Consider the following 13,905-nt stretch of genomic DNA (forward strand, 5'->3'; position numbering starts at 1 on the left):
TGCCGCCTGGGGCGGCACGGCCTGAAATCAAAGCGCGTGGACCGGGACGGCCTACATGCGCAAAAACTTCATGCGTTGTCCGTTTTGCCTATGATCGTGGTGCGCCTGCCGCGCATGAAGTTTTATGCCTTTATCATAAGTTATCCGGGGTTTTTTGTAAAATATGAGTTTGGAACGTTCTTATTCCAGTTCGGGATGGTCCTCCCCCAACAGCGTGAGCAGCCGGGGAATATTGGGGTTTTCATTCCGCTCCCGCCAGACGGCCACCCGGTCGAACGCGTCCCCGCCCGGCTGATCCTCCTCCGCCAGCGGCAGGAAGACCAGTCCCGGGTGGTCCCGGTATTGGAAGTCCCCCATCAGACCGTAGGCGTCGTCGTGGACCTGGAGCTGGAGCATCATGGACTCATGGCTGGTATGGCGCAGGGAGCGCCGGGGCTGGAACTGCTTTTCCGCAAAAAAGCGCATCATGTTCACATAGCCGTTGGGCGTCACGTCGGGGCGCATGGTGTAATAGGTCAGCTCCGCCAGATCCTTCAGGTACAGCTGCTTTGCTCCGGCCAGGGGGCTTTGGCTGCCCAGCAGCACATACATACGCCCCCGTCCCACGGTGCGCCGGCGCAGGTGGGGGCGGTCCAACAACTCAAAGGCCATGGTGAAGGCCACGTCCAGATCCCCGCCCTCCAGCCGCTCCAGCAGCGTCCCGAATTCAAACCAGTCCAGGGAGAGCTCCACCCCGCTCCAGCAGGCATGAAACCGCCGCGCCAGCGCCACGATCTCCGTGGGCACGACGCTGAAAGCGCCCAGAGCCAGCCGTCCGTGCTCCCCGCCCTGTTCCCCCTGCAGGGCGGTCCGGGCCGCGTCCATGCGGCGGAGGATATCCAGGCTGTCCCGATAGAAGCCTTCTCCGGCCGCCGTCAGGCGCACCATGCGGGTATCCCGCAGAAACAGCTGTGCGCCCAGTTCCCGCTCCAGCTGATTGATATGCTTGCTGACCGCGCTCTGGGCGATATACAGCTCCTTGGCCGCGCCGGTGAAGGAACCGTGATTGGCCACGGCGACAAAGGTCCTGAGCAGCTTGCTGTCCACGTTCTCCCCCTCTTCCGTCCCGGGAATCCTGTCATCCGAAAAAGGGATTTCCCTTTTCCGGCAAAATGTGCTTTAATAAATAGTAACTGATTTTTCCCCCGAGCGCAAGGAGGTCTCATCTTTTGCTGTCCAATCTTTTGACGGTCACCGGTCAGGTCGGCACCCTGTTTTTGATGATGGGGGTGGGCTTTGCCTTGGCAAAGCTGGGCAAGCTTACCGAGCAGGCCAGGGGCCAGCTGTCGTACCTGCTGCTCTATATCGTCTGTCCCTGCGTTATGGTAGACTGCTTCCAGGTGGAACGCACCCCCGATCTGGTGCGGGAGGTGGCGCTGGGCGCGGCGCTGGCCACCGTGTGCTACGTGGTCTATCTGTTGATTGCGCTTTTCTTTTTTCGCAGGGAGTCTCCCGACGTGCGGGACTGCCTCCGCTTCGGCACGGTATACGGCAACATCGGCTTTATGGGCATCCCTCTGGTCCAGTCCATTCTGGGGGCGGACGCCGTCATCTACGGCGCGTTGTCCCTGGCGGCCTTCAACCTGACGCTTTGGACCCTGGGCGTTTTGGTCATGGGCGGGAAGCAGGCCTTTTCCGTGAAAAAGGCGGCCGTCAATCCAGGCGTCTTAGGCCTGGCGGTGAGTCTGCTCCTCTTTCTGGGCAACGTGCGCCTGCCCGCGGTGTTGGGCAGCGCCGTCTCCTTCCTCAGCGACCTGAACACGCCTCTGGCCATGGTGGTCATCGGCGGACAGCTGGCCTGTGCCGACCTGGCCGCCACCTTCCGGCAGGCGCGGCTGTATCTGGCCTGCTTTCTGAAGCTCATCCTCGTCCCGGTTCTGACGCTGCTGGCGCTGCTGCCGCTGCGGCTTTCGCCGGGCCTGTACTGCGCGCTGGTGCTTCTCTCCGCCACCCCGGTGGCGGGCACCACCAGCCTCTTCGCCCAGCAGTTTGGCCGCGACCCCACTCCCGCCGTCCAGTTCATTACCCTGTCCACACTGCTCTCCATCCTCACCCTGCCTCTTTTCGCCGTAGCCGCGAAAATGATCAGCGGATTCTAAGGCCCGTTTTCAAACAGGCCCGGCTGAGCAGAGCGCCTGTATTCAAAGGAATACAGGCGCTCTGCTCAGCCGGGCTTAGGGGCGGCGGACCGGGTTTATTCAAAGGGGGCCAGTTCCCAGCGGATGAAATATCCCTGAGGATGCTTGCAGACGGGACAGACCGCCGGGGCCATGGTGGCGTCGATGATCTGTCCGCAGTTGAGACACATCCACTTCACTTCCACATCGGACACAAAGAGCTTTCCCTGTTCCAGCAGGTCCGCAAACCGGCCGAACCGGTCGCCGTGGGTCTTTTCGATCTCGGAGATCATGGAGAAAGTATGGGAGATCTCCTCGAACCCCTCCTCCTTGGCGGCCTTGGCAAAGCCCTTATAGTCGTGATCCCACTCCTGATACTCGTTGTGCTGTGCCGAGCGCAGATGCTGGAGCAGTTCGGGGTAGAGCTCGACCGGATAGGTGCCGTCGATCCGCAGATTTTCTCCGGAGACGCTCTGGAGCAGGTTATAAAAGACCTTGGCGTGGGCCCGCTCCTGGTTGGCGGTAAAGGTAAAGATCCCCTCAATGACCTGCAGGTTCTTTTTCTTGGCCAGTCCGGCGGCAAAGGTATACCGGTTGCGGGCCTGGCTCTCTCCGGCAAAGGCCCGCAGCAGGTTGAGCCGGGTCTCGCTCTGTTCAAAGGCAATGGACATACGGCGTTCCTCCTGTTCTATGAATATGGAAAGTATGTCCACCTCCGGTTGCGGCGGTTTTCTCACGCTTCCAGCTGCTTTTCCAGCCGCAGCTTGATGGACTGGAGGAACACGCCGGTGTCTACGGCTGTGGCGGGCGTCTCGCCTTCCCACAGTCCGGCCAGGTCCTTCGTCATGATTCCGCTCTCGATGGTCTCGATGCTGGCCCGTTCCAGCTTGTCGGCAAACTCCCCCAGCGCGGCGATCCCGTCCAGTTCGCCCCGCTTGCGCAGGGCCCCGGTCCAGGCAAAAAGGGTGGCCATAGGGTTGGTGGAGGGGTTTTCTCCCTCCAGATATTTATAATAGTGCCGCGTGACGGTTCCGTGGGCGGCTTCGTACTCATACTTCCCGTCGGGGGAGACCAGTACGGAGGTCATCATGGCCAAGCTGCCGAAGGCGGTGGAGACCATGTCGCTCATCACATCGCCGTCGTAGTTCTTGCAGGCCCAGATAAAGCCGCCCTTGCTGCGGATGACCCGGGCCACCGCATCGTCGATGAGGGTGTAAAAATAGGTGATGCCAAGCGCTTCGAACCGGGCCTGGTACTCCTTCTCAAATATCTCCTGGAAGATATCCTTGAAGGTATGGTCGTACTTTTTGGAGATGGTGTCCTTCGTGGAGAACCACAGGTCCTGCCGGGTGTCGACGGCATACTGGAAACAGGAGCGCGCAAAAGAGACGATGGAGCTGTCCTTGTTGTACTGCCCCTGGAGCACGCCGGCACACTCAAACTCATAGATCGTCTGGCGGAAGTCCCTGCCGTCGGCCCCGGCAAAGACCAGCTCGGCCACGCCGGGGCCCGGCACCCGGTATTCGGTGGCTTTATACACATCGCCGTAGGCATGACGGGCAATGGTGATCGGCTTCTTCCAGGTCTTCACCACCGGGGAAACGCCCCTGACCATGATGGGCGCGCGGAAGACCGTACCATCCAGAATGGAGCGGATGGTCCCGTTGGGGGACTTCCACATCTCGGTAAGCTGGTACTCCTCCACCCTCTGCTGGTTGGGGGTAATGGTGGCGCATTTGACCGCCACGCCGTACTGCTTGGTGGCCTCGGCCGCCTCCACCGTCACCCGGTCGGCCGTCTTCTCCCGCTCGGGCAGGCCCAGATCAAAGTAGACCGTCTTCAGTTCCACGTAGGGCAGCAGCAGTTCTTCTTTGATCTGCTGCCACAGGATCCGGGTCATCTCGTCCCCGTCCATCTCCACCAGAGGGGTGGACATCTGAATTTTTTTCATGGGCTTCTCCTCGGCTTTCCGATTGATTTCGATGGGACAAATTATACCGCCTCCCAGCCCAAAACGCAAGACTTCCGCAGGATTGCTTCATTTTTGGTTGTTTTGCCCGTTGTGCTTGCCGCCCTGAGCCGATATACTGTTCTTTGTCTATCGGAGGCTGCTGGCAACGCCTGACCGCGCGGGCCGGCGGCGTCGTCAAAAGGCCTTTTTTGAGAGGATGGTTGCGCTTTTGTTTGACAACAAGTCCCTGAAAAAACTGATTGTCCCCCTGATCATCGAGCAGTTTCTGGCCGTCATGGTGGGAATGGCCGACATCATGATGGTCTCCTCCGCCGGTGAGGCGGCGGTATCCTCCGTGGCGCTGGTGGACCTGATCAACGTGCTCATCATCAACATCTTCGCCGCCCTGGCCACCGGCGGGGCCGTGGTCTGTGCCCAATCCATCGGCGCGGGGCATCTGGACCAGGCCAACCGCTCCGCCAACCAGCTGGTATACATCGTCTCGGCCATCTCCGTCGCGTTGATGGTCCTGGTGCTGCTGTTCAGCCGTGCGCTGCTCGGCGTGCTCTTTGGGCAGGTGGAGCCTCCGGTCATGGAGGGGGCTATTACTTATTTCGTCATCTCCGCCCTGTCCTACCCCTTTATTGCCGTCTACAATGGATGCGCAGCCTTGCTGCGGTCCATGGGCAATTCCCGCGCCTCCATGTATGTCTCCGCCCTGATGAACGGTCTGAACGTGGTGGGCAACGCCATCCTGGTCTTCGGGTTTTCCATGGGGGTGGCGGGCGTCGCCCTGGCCACCCTTGTTTCCCGCGGGGTGGCCTGCGGGATCATGATGGTGCTGATGCACAGCCGCCGCAATCCCGTCCGGGTCGCCCAGCTGCTCCGGTTTCGCCTGGACGGGCGGCTCATCGGAAAGATCCTGCGCATCGGCGTGCCCAACGGTCTGGAAAACAGCGTGTTTCAGCTGGGCCGGGTATTGCTGGTGAGCATGATTTCCACCTTCGGTACCGCTCAGATCGCCGCCAACGCCGTGGCCAACAATATCGACAGCTTCGGGATCATTCCCGGGCAGGCCCTGGGGCTGGCCCTCATCACGGTGGTGGGGCAATGCGTAGGCGCACGGGACTGGGCGCAGGTGCGCGCTTACACCAAAAAGCTGGTGAAGATCGCCTACTGCTGCATTTGGGGCCTCAACGCCGTGCTGCTCCTGCTGCTTCCACTCATCCTGCGCATCTACAACCTGTCCGATGCGGCCAGGCAGTACGCCTTCCTGCTCATCCTCATCCACAACGGCTGCGCTATGGCCCTATGGCCCCTCTCCTTTACGCTTCCCAACGCGCTGCGGGCCGCGGGAGACGTAAAGGTGCCCATGGTCATCTCCATGGTATCCATGGCCGCCGTGCGTCTGGTGGGCAGCTGGCTGCTGGGCGTCAAGCTGGGGCTGGGGGTGGTGGGCGTATGGATCGCCATGGTCGCGGACTGGGTGGTGCGGACCATTTGCTTTCTGCTGCGGGTGCGCCAAAAGCTCTGGAAGGAGCATCCATGAGCCGCTCGGCATAGGACGGCCGGGAGCGCTTCACCGCCGGCGTGCTGCCGGAGACGGAAACAGAGCCCGGCGCTGTGACCTATACTGTACGTCGGGGGATACCCTCTGGGCCATCGCCAGAGACACGGCGCCACCGTGGCCGCCCTGGCGTCGCTCAACCGCATCGCGGACCCCGATCTCATCGTTCCCGGACAGGTTTTGGAGCTTCCCGCCTAACACTGCGCGCCGTCCGGAGGCAATCTCCCTCTGGACGGTGCCTTCCTTTTCCGGTATAATGCAGTTAGCCTTGTTGGAACGATGGAAACGGGCGCCGTTTTGGGGCCGAACCGCCCTGCGTTTGGACGGTTTGCCCGGTTGCAAACAAGGCGTAACTGGTACTGCAAAGGAGTGTCCGGCATGTTACAGACCGTCATCCCCCAGGGGTATGCCCCCCGTCTCAATCTCTACGACACCCAGAAGGCCATCGGCCTTTTAAAGCGCCTGTTCGAGGATACCCTGGGCGGCGCGCTCCACCTGCGAAGGGTGTCCGCTCCGCTGTTCGTGGAGGCCTCGACCGGTCTGAACGACGATTTGAACGGCGTGGAGCGGGCCGTGTCCTTTGATATCCCCGCCGCCGGGCGGGAAGCCCAGGTGGTCCACTCTCTGGCCAAATGGAAGCGCATGGCGCTCTACCGCTACCAGTTTTCCGTGGGCGAGGGGCTGTACACCGACATGAACGCCATCCGCCGGGACGAAGAACTGGACAACCTGCACTCGGTCTACGTGGACCAGTGGGATTGGGAAAAGGTCCTGGCCCCCCGTGACCGGAACACCGGCTACTTAGCGGATACGGTGCGCACCATCGTGAGCGCCATGTGCCAGACCCAGGACACCCTGCGTTCCGTCTTTCCCCAGCTCACCGCCCTGCCTCCCCTGGATGGGGAGGTATCCTTTGTGACCGCCCAGGAGCTGGAGGACCTCTGGCCCGGCCTATCCCCCCGGGAACGGGAGGACGCCTGGGTAAAGGAGCATCCCACCACCTTCCTGATGGGCATCGGCGGCGCGCTCAAATCCGGCAGGCCCCATGACGGCCGTGCGCCCGACTACGACGACTGGGACCTGAACGGTGACATCCTGCTGTGGAACCCGGTGCTGGAACGCGCCTTCGAGGTCTCCTCCATGGGAATCCGCGTGGACCCCGCCGCGCTGGACCGGCAGCTCACCGCCTCCGGCTGTGACGAGCGCCGTGCGCTTCCCTTCCACAAAATGCTGTTGGAGGGCAAGCTGCCCCTGACCATCGGCGGGGGCATCGGCCAGTCCCGTTTGTGTATGCTCCTTCTGGGCAAAGCTCACATCGGCGAGGTCCAGGCCAGCGTTTGGGATGAACAGACCATTTCCGCCTGTCAGGAAGCAGGGGTCATCCTGCTGTAATCGAATCCGCTATCGTCCCCACCGGCGCAGAAGGCTCTGCGCCGGTGTTTCTTCTGCCGGTTCACTTGTGCGCAGCAGGAAGACACTTTTGTTTTATGCAAAGATATTTCTTCGTTTGGCTTGACTTTCCGTTTTCTCTGTGCAAAAATACTTCTATCAGCAGAGGGATCCCCCTCTGTATTGTGCTTTTTGCCACATGAAAAAGGAGGCGATCATCTTACAACTGTCCCCCGTGCGCGTACAGATCATCAAAAGGAGAGGAGAACTAATCTCATGAAAAAATCCATTCGGCTGCTTTCCATCGTCCTGGCTGGCGTCATGCTGCTGAGCACCAGCGCGCTGGCCTGTACCGGCGTCTATGTCGGAAAGGACGTGAGCGATCAGGGTACCTACATCATCGCCCGCAGCGAAGATCAGGGCCAGAGCGATTACAACAAGATGTTCCTTGTGCAGCCCCACGTGGACAACGTGCCCGGCCGCTATATTGAGGATACCGCCACTGGCTTCCGGATCCCCCTGCCCGCCACGACCTACCAGTACACCTATGTGCCCGACTACACCCGGGGCGACGACGGCATGTACCCCGGCTCCTGCACCAACGAGTATGGCGTAAGTGTCACCGGCACGGTCTCCACCTCTACCTGTGACGCCTGGCGCTCCGCCGATCCCTTCATCGAGCCCGGCCTGCGCGAGGCCATCCTGGCCGCCGCCGTGGCCGCCGTGTCCAAGACCGCCCGCGAAGCGGTGGACGTGCTGCTGGGCTATGTGGACGAGTATGGCTCGGAAGAGGGCAATACCGTCATGATCAACGACCAGAACGAGGCCTGGTACATCGAGATCTACAGCGGCCATCACTACTGCGCCATGAAGATGCCCGACGACAAGGTAGCGGTGTACGGCAACCAGAACATGATCGGTCTGGTGGACCCCAACGCCACCGCTGAGGACGGCTACATCTATTCCGACGGCCTGTTCGACCTCATCGACGAACTGGGGCTCGCCGTCAAGGAGGGCGAGCTTTACCACCTGGCCAAATCCGTCACCAACAATAGCCGGCGGGACTCCAGCAACATGCGCAACTGGGGCGGCATGAAGCTTCTGGCGCCCTCCCAGGCGGGCGAGTATGATACCGACACCTTCTATCCCCTGTTCTATTCTCCCGACGAGAAGGTCAGCGTACTGGACGTCATGGACATCTACCGCAACCGCTATGAGGGGACCGAGCTGGACGTGACGCTGGAAGGCCAGACGGGCAACCGCGTCATCGGCACCCCCAATTCCTCTCAGATCCACATCCTCCAGACCTTCCCCGAGTGGCCCGCCGCGTGCGCCGCCATCGACTGGATCGCCCTAGGCAACACCGAGCACTCCGTGTTCATCCCCTTCTTCTCCGGCATCACCGATACGGCCGCGGCCTACAAGGTGGACGGGGACACTTACGATCCCGCCGGCGCCTACTGGAAATTCAAGCGCCTGTGCACTCTGGCCGAGCTGGACCGCTCTCTGTACAGCCAGAGCACCCGCGCCTTTTGGAAGCAGCAGGAGCAGCTGATGTACGACGAGATGATCCAGGCCGCTCCCACCATGATCGCAAAATACGCCGAAAGCACCGAGGCCGGCGCGGCCTACGTCACCCAGCTGGGCATCCAGATGGCCGAGCGTGAGATGAAGTATGCCGACAACCTGTATGCCAAGCTGTTCACCGCTGTGATGCACAATACCGGCCGTTCCGCGGAGCGTGTGGCCGCCTTCCTGGCCGACGTGCCCCTGCGCCAGGTGGCCGAGAGCAAGGGCTACACCGTCACCTGGAACGGCGCCGACAATTCCATCACCATGACCAAGGGCTCCGTCAGCTACACGGTGACGCTGGAGAGCTACGACTGCAAGGTGGCCGGCGGCGAGACCATCGAGCTGACGCATTATGTTTACAGCCGGGACGGCGTTACTTACATCCCCATGGACTTTGCCGACACCCTGTAATCCGCCCGACCCCCGACCGCAAGAAAAAAAGACCGCTTCGGCGGTCTTTTTTTCTTGCGGCCGATGTGCGTGTTCAGGCCTTTCGCAGCTCTTCCAGGAAGGCCGCGCCATAACGCTGAAGCTTTGCCTCCCCCACGCCGGAGACGTTCAGCAGCTCCCGCTCGGTCTGAGGGCGCTTGGCACACATGTCCCGCAGAGCGGCGTCCGAGAAGACCACATAGGCCGGCACGCCCAGCCGCCGTGCCAGTGCCGCGCGCACCGCGCGCAGGCGGCCAAACAGCGCCTCGTTTTCCGGGGCCACGCCGCTGGGCCTGCCCGTGCGGCGCGCTTCTCCACTGGAACCGGACGCCCGCATCGTCACGCAGGAATCCCCCTCCAACACCCAGCGGGCCGCCTCCCCCAGCCCCAGCACTGGGTATTCCCCCTCGCTGCGGACCAGGCAGCCCTGGGCGATCAGGGCCCGGATGCAGTCGTTTACATGCTCCCGGCTCTCCCCCTTCAGCACGCCGTACCCCTCCTGGTGATTCAGCCCCCATTGGCGCAGCTTCCGGCTGTCCGCGCCCCGGACCAGATCACAGATGGTGCTCATGCCGAAGCGAGGCCCCAGCCGGGCCACACAGCGAAGGATAGCCGCCGCCTGGGCCGTCACATCCACCGCTTCCTGCTGCTCCAGACAGTTGCCGCAGCTGCCGCAGCGCCCCGGCGGCGTTTCTCCGAAGTACTCCAGGAGATACCGGCGCAGACACTCCCCGGTGTGGCAGTACCCGCTCATCCTGCGCAGGCGGGCGTAATCCCGTCTGCGCACCTGCTCCAGCTGTGCCTCGTCCAGCGCCTCGTTCTCCCGGTCCTGCTGAATCAGAAAGCGCGCGGTCTGCTCGTCGGCACTGCTGTAAAGCAGCACGCACTCCGCCTTCTCGCCATCCCGGCCGGCCCGCCCCGCCTCCTGATAGTAGCTCTCCATATCCTTCGGCATGTTGTAGTGGACCACATAGCGCACATCGGATTTGTCGATCCCCATGCCGAAGGCGTTGGTGGCCACCATGACCCGGATGCGGTCCCAGAGGAAGTCCTCCTGGCTCCTTCCCCGCTCCTCCTGCTCCAGTCCCGCGTGATAGCGTCCGGCGGGCACGCCCTCGGCCTTCAAAAGCGCGCACACCTCCTCCACCTTCTTCCGGGTGGCGCAGTAGACGATGCCGCTGTCCTCCCCGTGCCGCTTTACAAACTCCAGCAGCCAGGCGCGCTTGTCCTGCTCCCGGCCATGGCGCACCGCAAAAAACAGGTTGGGCCGGTCAAAGCCGGTGACGATCTCGTAGGGGTCCCGGAGCTGGAGCAGCTCCCGCATGTCCCGCCGCACGGCCTGGGTGGCGGTGGCGGTGAAGGCCCCCACCACTGGCCGCCGGGGCAGCCGGGCGGCAAAATCGGGGATCTCCAGATAGTGCGGGCGGAAGTCCTGCCCCCACTGGGAGACGCAGTGGGCCTCGTCCACCGCCAGCAGGGCGATCTCCGCATGCAGGGCAAAGTCCAGAAAACGCTCGGTCCCCAGCCGCTCCGGGGCCACGTAGATCAGCTTATAGCGCCCGGCCCTGGCCCGTTCCAGCGCCAGGGCGTACTGCCGCTCCGTGAGGGCGCTGTTGAAAAAAGCCGCCGGGATGCCCGCCTGCACCAGCGCCGCCACCTGATCCCGCATCAGGGAGATCAGGGGAGAGACCACCAGGGTAATCCCCTCCAGCAGCAGCGCGGGCAGCTGGAAACACAGGGACTTGCCCGCCCCTGTGGGCATCACCGCCGCCACATCCCGGCCGGAGCAGAGGGCGGAGACCACCGCCTCCTGCCCCGGCCGAAAGGAGTCATAGCCAAAATAGGTTTTCAGGGCCTCCAACAGTTCCATAGGTTCTTCTCCTTTTCCCGCATTCGCCCTGTAAGAGTACAATACATATTGGACAGTCGAATATGTATTGGACTCTTACACCGGGTCTTCCGGCCGCGGGGCGGCGGACGCTTGTCTCCGCCGCCCGTTTCTGTTCTGCTTAAAAAGGCGGACAGAACGCCGCCTCGGTCGGAACCAAGGGGGTATGCGCATGTACCGGGTGGTCATCATCGACGACGAATCCATGATACCGCCCGCTTCTCCCGGGTATTCAAGAAGCTGGAGGGCGTTTCCGCCGGAGACCAGCGCAACCTCCACTGTGGAACATAAGCCGGCCCCGCCCGTTCCACAGGCGGGCCGCAGCTTGCCATTTGGCGTTCCATCTGTTACAATCATATCAGCTGAACCGACTCCATTCCCGCAGATACGCGCGGCGTCGCCCGCAAGAAGGAGGGTATGACTTGAATTTTCTCTCCCCCGCCTTTTTTCTCTTTTTCCCTGCTGTGGCGCTGTGCTTCTTCCTGCTGCCCCAGCGGGCGCGGCCCTGGTGTCTGCTGGCGGCCAGCGCCCTGTTCTGCCTATGGGCGGGGGTGGAGTGTCTTCTCTTCCTGCTGTGCGCAGCCCTGGTGACCTATGCGGGCGCACGGCTGCTGGAGAACCGCTCCCAGCGGGGCCGGCGGGCTGTTCTGATCCTGGCTCTGCTTCTCCTCTTCGGCACCCTGTTTCTCTTCAAATACCTCTCCTTTACACTCTCCCTGACCCAGCGGCTGCTGGCCCTGACGGGCCGCCCCTGCTCCATTGCATCGCCGGAGCTGATCCTGCCGGTGGGTATCTCCTTCTACCTGTTCATGGCGGCGGGCTATCTCATCGACGTGTACCGGGGGGACCGGGCGGCGCAGCGCAGCTTCCCCCTGCTGGTCCTCTTCCTGTCCTTTTTCCCCCACCTGGTCTCCGGCCCCATCGACCGCTCCGGTCTGATGGATCTGCTCCGCACGCCCCCCGCCTTTGACTATGACCGCTTCCGCGCCGGGCTGCTGCGGTTTTTGTGGGGCGCCTTCAAAAAGCTGTGCATCGCCGACCGGCTGGCCATTCTGGTAAACGCCGTTTTCGCCGCGCCGGAACAGTTCGGCGCGCTGCAGGTGTTCGCCGCGGCCTGCGCGTTTTCGGTGCAGATCTACTGCGACTTCTCCGCTTACTCCGATATGGCTCTGGGCGTCGCCAGCGCCATGGGCATCCCCCTGATGGAAAATTTCCGCACCCCTTATTTCTCCCGCTCCATTGGGGAGTTCTGGCGGCGCTGGCACATCTCCCTGTCCTCCTGGTTCCGGGACTACCTGTACATCCCACTGGGCGGAAGCCGCAGGGGCTCCGGGCGGAAATACTGCAACATCCTCATCGTCTTTGCCGTCAGCGGCCTGTGGCACGGGGCCGGGCTCACCTTTCTGGTCTGGGGGCTGCTCAACGGGGCCTACCAGGCGGCGGGCGGCCTGACGGCGGGCCTGCGCAGCCGCTGCCGCCAAGCCCTGGGCCTGCGGGACGACTCTCCCGTCACCCGATGGTGGCAGATGCTGGTCACCTTCCTTCTGTCCACGCTGGCCTGGGTCTTTTTCAAGGCCGCCTCACTCTCCTCCGCCCTGGCGGTGCTGCGCGGCATGGTCTCCGGTCCCCTGCTGGTGCGCCCCATCCTGGCAAACACCGGTCTGGACCGTGGCGAATGCCTGGTGGCCCTGCTCTGCCTTGCGGCGCTGTTGGCGGTGGACCTGCTCTCCCTGCGCCGGCGCGTGTGCGAGCGCTTTTTGACCCTGCCCCGGCCGCTCCGGTGGGTCCTGGTGCTGGCTCTGCTGCTGACGGTGGCGGTCTTCGGGGTCTACGGCACCGGCTATGACGCGCAAGACTTCATCTACTTCAAATTTTAGGTGGCGCTATGAGGAACGGAAAAGAACGGATCTTTGCCGCCGCCTTCGCGGTGCTGGCGGCGCTGCTGCTTGGACTGGCCGGGCTGGCTCTGCGTCCGGCACGCGTCAACTACGGCGCGGTGTGGGGCCCCTATCGCGCCGAGCCTGCAGACAGTCTGGACTATCTGTACCTGGGCAGCTCCTACGCCTACTGCGACGTAAACCCCGCCCTGGTCTACGACGCGTCCGGTCTGACCGGCTACGTGCTGGCAGGTCCGGAACAGACCCTGTCCCAGACCTACTACTACCTGAAGGAGGCCCTGAGGACCCAGTCCCCACAGGCGGTGATCCTGGAGGCCTCCGCCCTGCACTTCGCCCGCTATCAGAGCTACACCCAGATCAACGTCGGCTATATGCCCTTTTCCCGGAACAAGCTGGCGGCCATCTTCCGGGCTTCTGAGCCGGAGCTGCGCACCGGGCTGCTCTTTGAGCTGTACTTTTACCATGACCGCTGGAAGCAGGTCTCCCCCGGCGACGTTCTGGACACGTTCGCTCCGGACCGGACCGACCTGCTCAAAGGCTACACCGCCGTGGACGGACTTGCCTCCGGGCTGGAGGACGGGCCCTTTCGGCGTCCGACGCAGGAGGAGGACCTCTATCAGGAAAACCTGGCCTGGCTGGGAAAGATCCTGACCCTGTGCGAGCAGGAGGGCATCCTGCCCCTGGTGGTCTTCCACCCCACTTACAGCCGCTTCGCTCCGCAGGTCTACACCCAGATCGCCGCCGATGTGGCGGCCTTGTCCCCATCGGCCCTCTGCCTGGACTGGAGCGGCGACTTTGCTTCCGCCGGCCTGGACCCGCTGACGCATCTCTACGATGCGGGGCACCTGAACCGGGCGGGCGCCGCGCGTTTTTCCGCCTGGCTGGGCGTATATCTGACGCGCGACGCAGGCCTGACGCCCCGACCCCAGACGGCGGAAAATACCGCCGCCTGGCGACAGGCCGCGGATGTTTGGAAGGCATCCTGAGCAACTGCCGGGGGGGGGGGGGGGGGGGGGGGGGGGGGGGGGGGGGGGGGGGGGGGGGGGGGGGGGGGG

At 63.0% G+C, this 13,905-nt stretch carries 11 protein-coding genes; 7 read left to right on the forward strand and 4 right to left on the reverse strand.

Features of this window, described 5'->3' with window-relative positions; all coding sequences use genetic code 11:
• Positions 1-180 precede the first annotated feature (180 nt).
• Positions 181-1,086, reverse strand: a complete 906-nt coding sequence (locus NE547_RS10465; protein ID WP_256175839.1) for a LysR family transcriptional regulator — start codon at positions 1,084-1,086, stop codon at positions 181-183.
• Between the two features lie 122 nt (positions 1,087-1,208).
• Here NE547_RS10465 and NE547_RS10470 point away from each other — a divergent pair, with 122 nt between their 5' ends.
• Positions 1,209-2,138, forward strand: a complete 930-nt coding sequence (locus NE547_RS10470) for an AEC family transporter (protein WP_186908042.1) — start codon at positions 1,209-1,211, stop codon at positions 2,136-2,138.
• Positions 2,139-2,233: 95 nt separating this feature from the next.
• Here the strand turns inward: NE547_RS10470 and rbr are convergent, their stop codons facing one another.
• Both rbr and NE547_RS10480 read right to left on the reverse strand, forming a co-directional pair.
• On the reverse strand, positions 2,234-2,827 hold the full coding sequence (gene rbr, locus NE547_RS10475) for a rubrerythrin (protein ID WP_186908043.1): 594 nt from the start codon (positions 2,825-2,827) through the stop codon (positions 2,234-2,236).
• A 62-nt stretch (positions 2,828-2,889) separates the two neighbouring features.
• Positions 2,890-4,107 (reverse strand): NADP-dependent isocitrate dehydrogenase, encoded by a 1,218-nt coding sequence (locus NE547_RS10480; RefSeq protein ID WP_186908044.1) that lies wholly within the window; start codon positions 4,105-4,107, stop codon positions 2,890-2,892.
• A 217-nt stretch (positions 4,108-4,324) separates the two neighbouring features.
• Here NE547_RS10480 and NE547_RS10485 point away from each other — a divergent pair, with 217 nt between their 5' ends.
• From NE547_RS10485 to NE547_RS10495, 4 genes are all read left to right on the forward strand, one after another.
• A complete protein-coding gene (locus NE547_RS10485) occupies positions 4,325-5,656 on the forward strand; it encodes an MATE family efflux transporter (RefSeq protein WP_369807612.1) in 1,332 nt (443 codons plus the stop codon).
• Between the two features lie 105 nt (positions 5,657-5,761).
• Positions 5,762-5,872: a LysM domain-containing protein gene (locus NE547_RS18630; protein ID WP_352408493.1), complete on the forward strand. Its 111-nt coding sequence runs from the start codon at positions 5,762-5,764 to the stop codon at positions 5,870-5,872.
• Positions 5,873-6,052: 180 nt separating this feature from the next.
• The gene (asnA, locus tag NE547_RS10490; RefSeq protein WP_186908046.1) at positions 6,053-7,066 is read left to right on the forward strand and encodes an aspartate--ammonia ligase; all 1,014 of its coding nucleotides are present in this window, start codon (positions 6,053-6,055) and stop codon (positions 7,064-7,066) included.
• A gap of 273 nt (positions 7,067-7,339) precedes the next feature.
• On the forward strand, positions 7,340-9,046 hold the full coding sequence (locus NE547_RS10495; protein ID WP_256175842.1) for a C69 family dipeptidase: 1,707 nt from the start codon (positions 7,340-7,342) through the stop codon (positions 9,044-9,046).
• 73 nt (positions 9,047-9,119) lie between these two features.
• On the opposite strand, the gene recQ is transcribed toward NE547_RS10495, so the two are convergent.
• Positions 9,120-10,934, reverse strand: coding sequence for a DNA helicase RecQ (gene recQ, locus NE547_RS10500; RefSeq protein WP_256175844.1), 1,815 nt, complete (start codon positions 10,932-10,934; stop codon positions 9,120-9,122).
• 440 nt (positions 10,935-11,374) lie between these two features.
• On the opposite strand from recQ, the gene NE547_RS10505 reads away from it, so the two are divergent.
• The gene (locus tag NE547_RS10505; protein ID WP_256175846.1) at positions 11,375-12,829 is read left to right on the forward strand and encodes an MBOAT family protein; all 1,455 of its coding nucleotides are present in this window, start codon (positions 11,375-11,377) and stop codon (positions 12,827-12,829) included.
• An 8-nt stretch (positions 12,830-12,837) separates the two neighbouring features.
• Positions 12,838-13,836 (forward strand): hypothetical protein, encoded by a 999-nt coding sequence (locus tag NE547_RS10510; RefSeq protein WP_256175848.1) that lies wholly within the window; start codon positions 12,838-12,840, stop codon positions 13,834-13,836.
• The last annotated feature ends 69 nt before the right edge of the window (positions 13,837-13,905 follow it).

Source organism: Flavonifractor sp. DFI.6.63 (genome assembly GCF_024462255.1).
Classification (GTDB): Bacteria; Bacillota; Clostridia; order Oscillospirales; family Oscillospiraceae; genus Lawsonibacter_A; species Lawsonibacter_A hominis.

Coding starts and splice junctions, on each gene's coding strand:
- rbr (WP_186908043.1), bottom strand. CDS start 2,827: ATGTCCATTGCCTTTGAACAGAGCGAGACCCGGCTCAACCTGCTGCGG.
- NE547_RS10480 (WP_186908044.1), bottom strand. CDS start 4,107: ATGAAAAAAATTCAGATGTCCACCCCTCTGGTGGAGATGGACGGGGAC.
- NE547_RS10485 (WP_369807612.1), top strand. CDS start 4,325: ATGGTTGCGCTTTTGTTTGACAACAAGTCCCTGAAAAAACTGATTGTC.
- asnA (WP_186908046.1), top strand. CDS start 6,053: ATGTTACAGACCGTCATCCCCCAGGGGTATGCCCCCCGTCTCAATCTC.
- NE547_RS10495 (WP_256175842.1), top strand. CDS start 7,340: ATGAAAAAATCCATTCGGCTGCTTTCCATCGTCCTGGCTGGCGTCATG.
- recQ (WP_256175844.1), bottom strand. CDS start 10,934: ATGGAACTGTTGGAGGCCCTGAAAACCTATTTTGGCTATGACTCCTTT.
- NE547_RS10510 (WP_256175848.1), top strand. CDS start 12,838: ATGAGGAACGGAAAAGAACGGATCTTTGCCGCCGCCTTCGCGGTGCTG.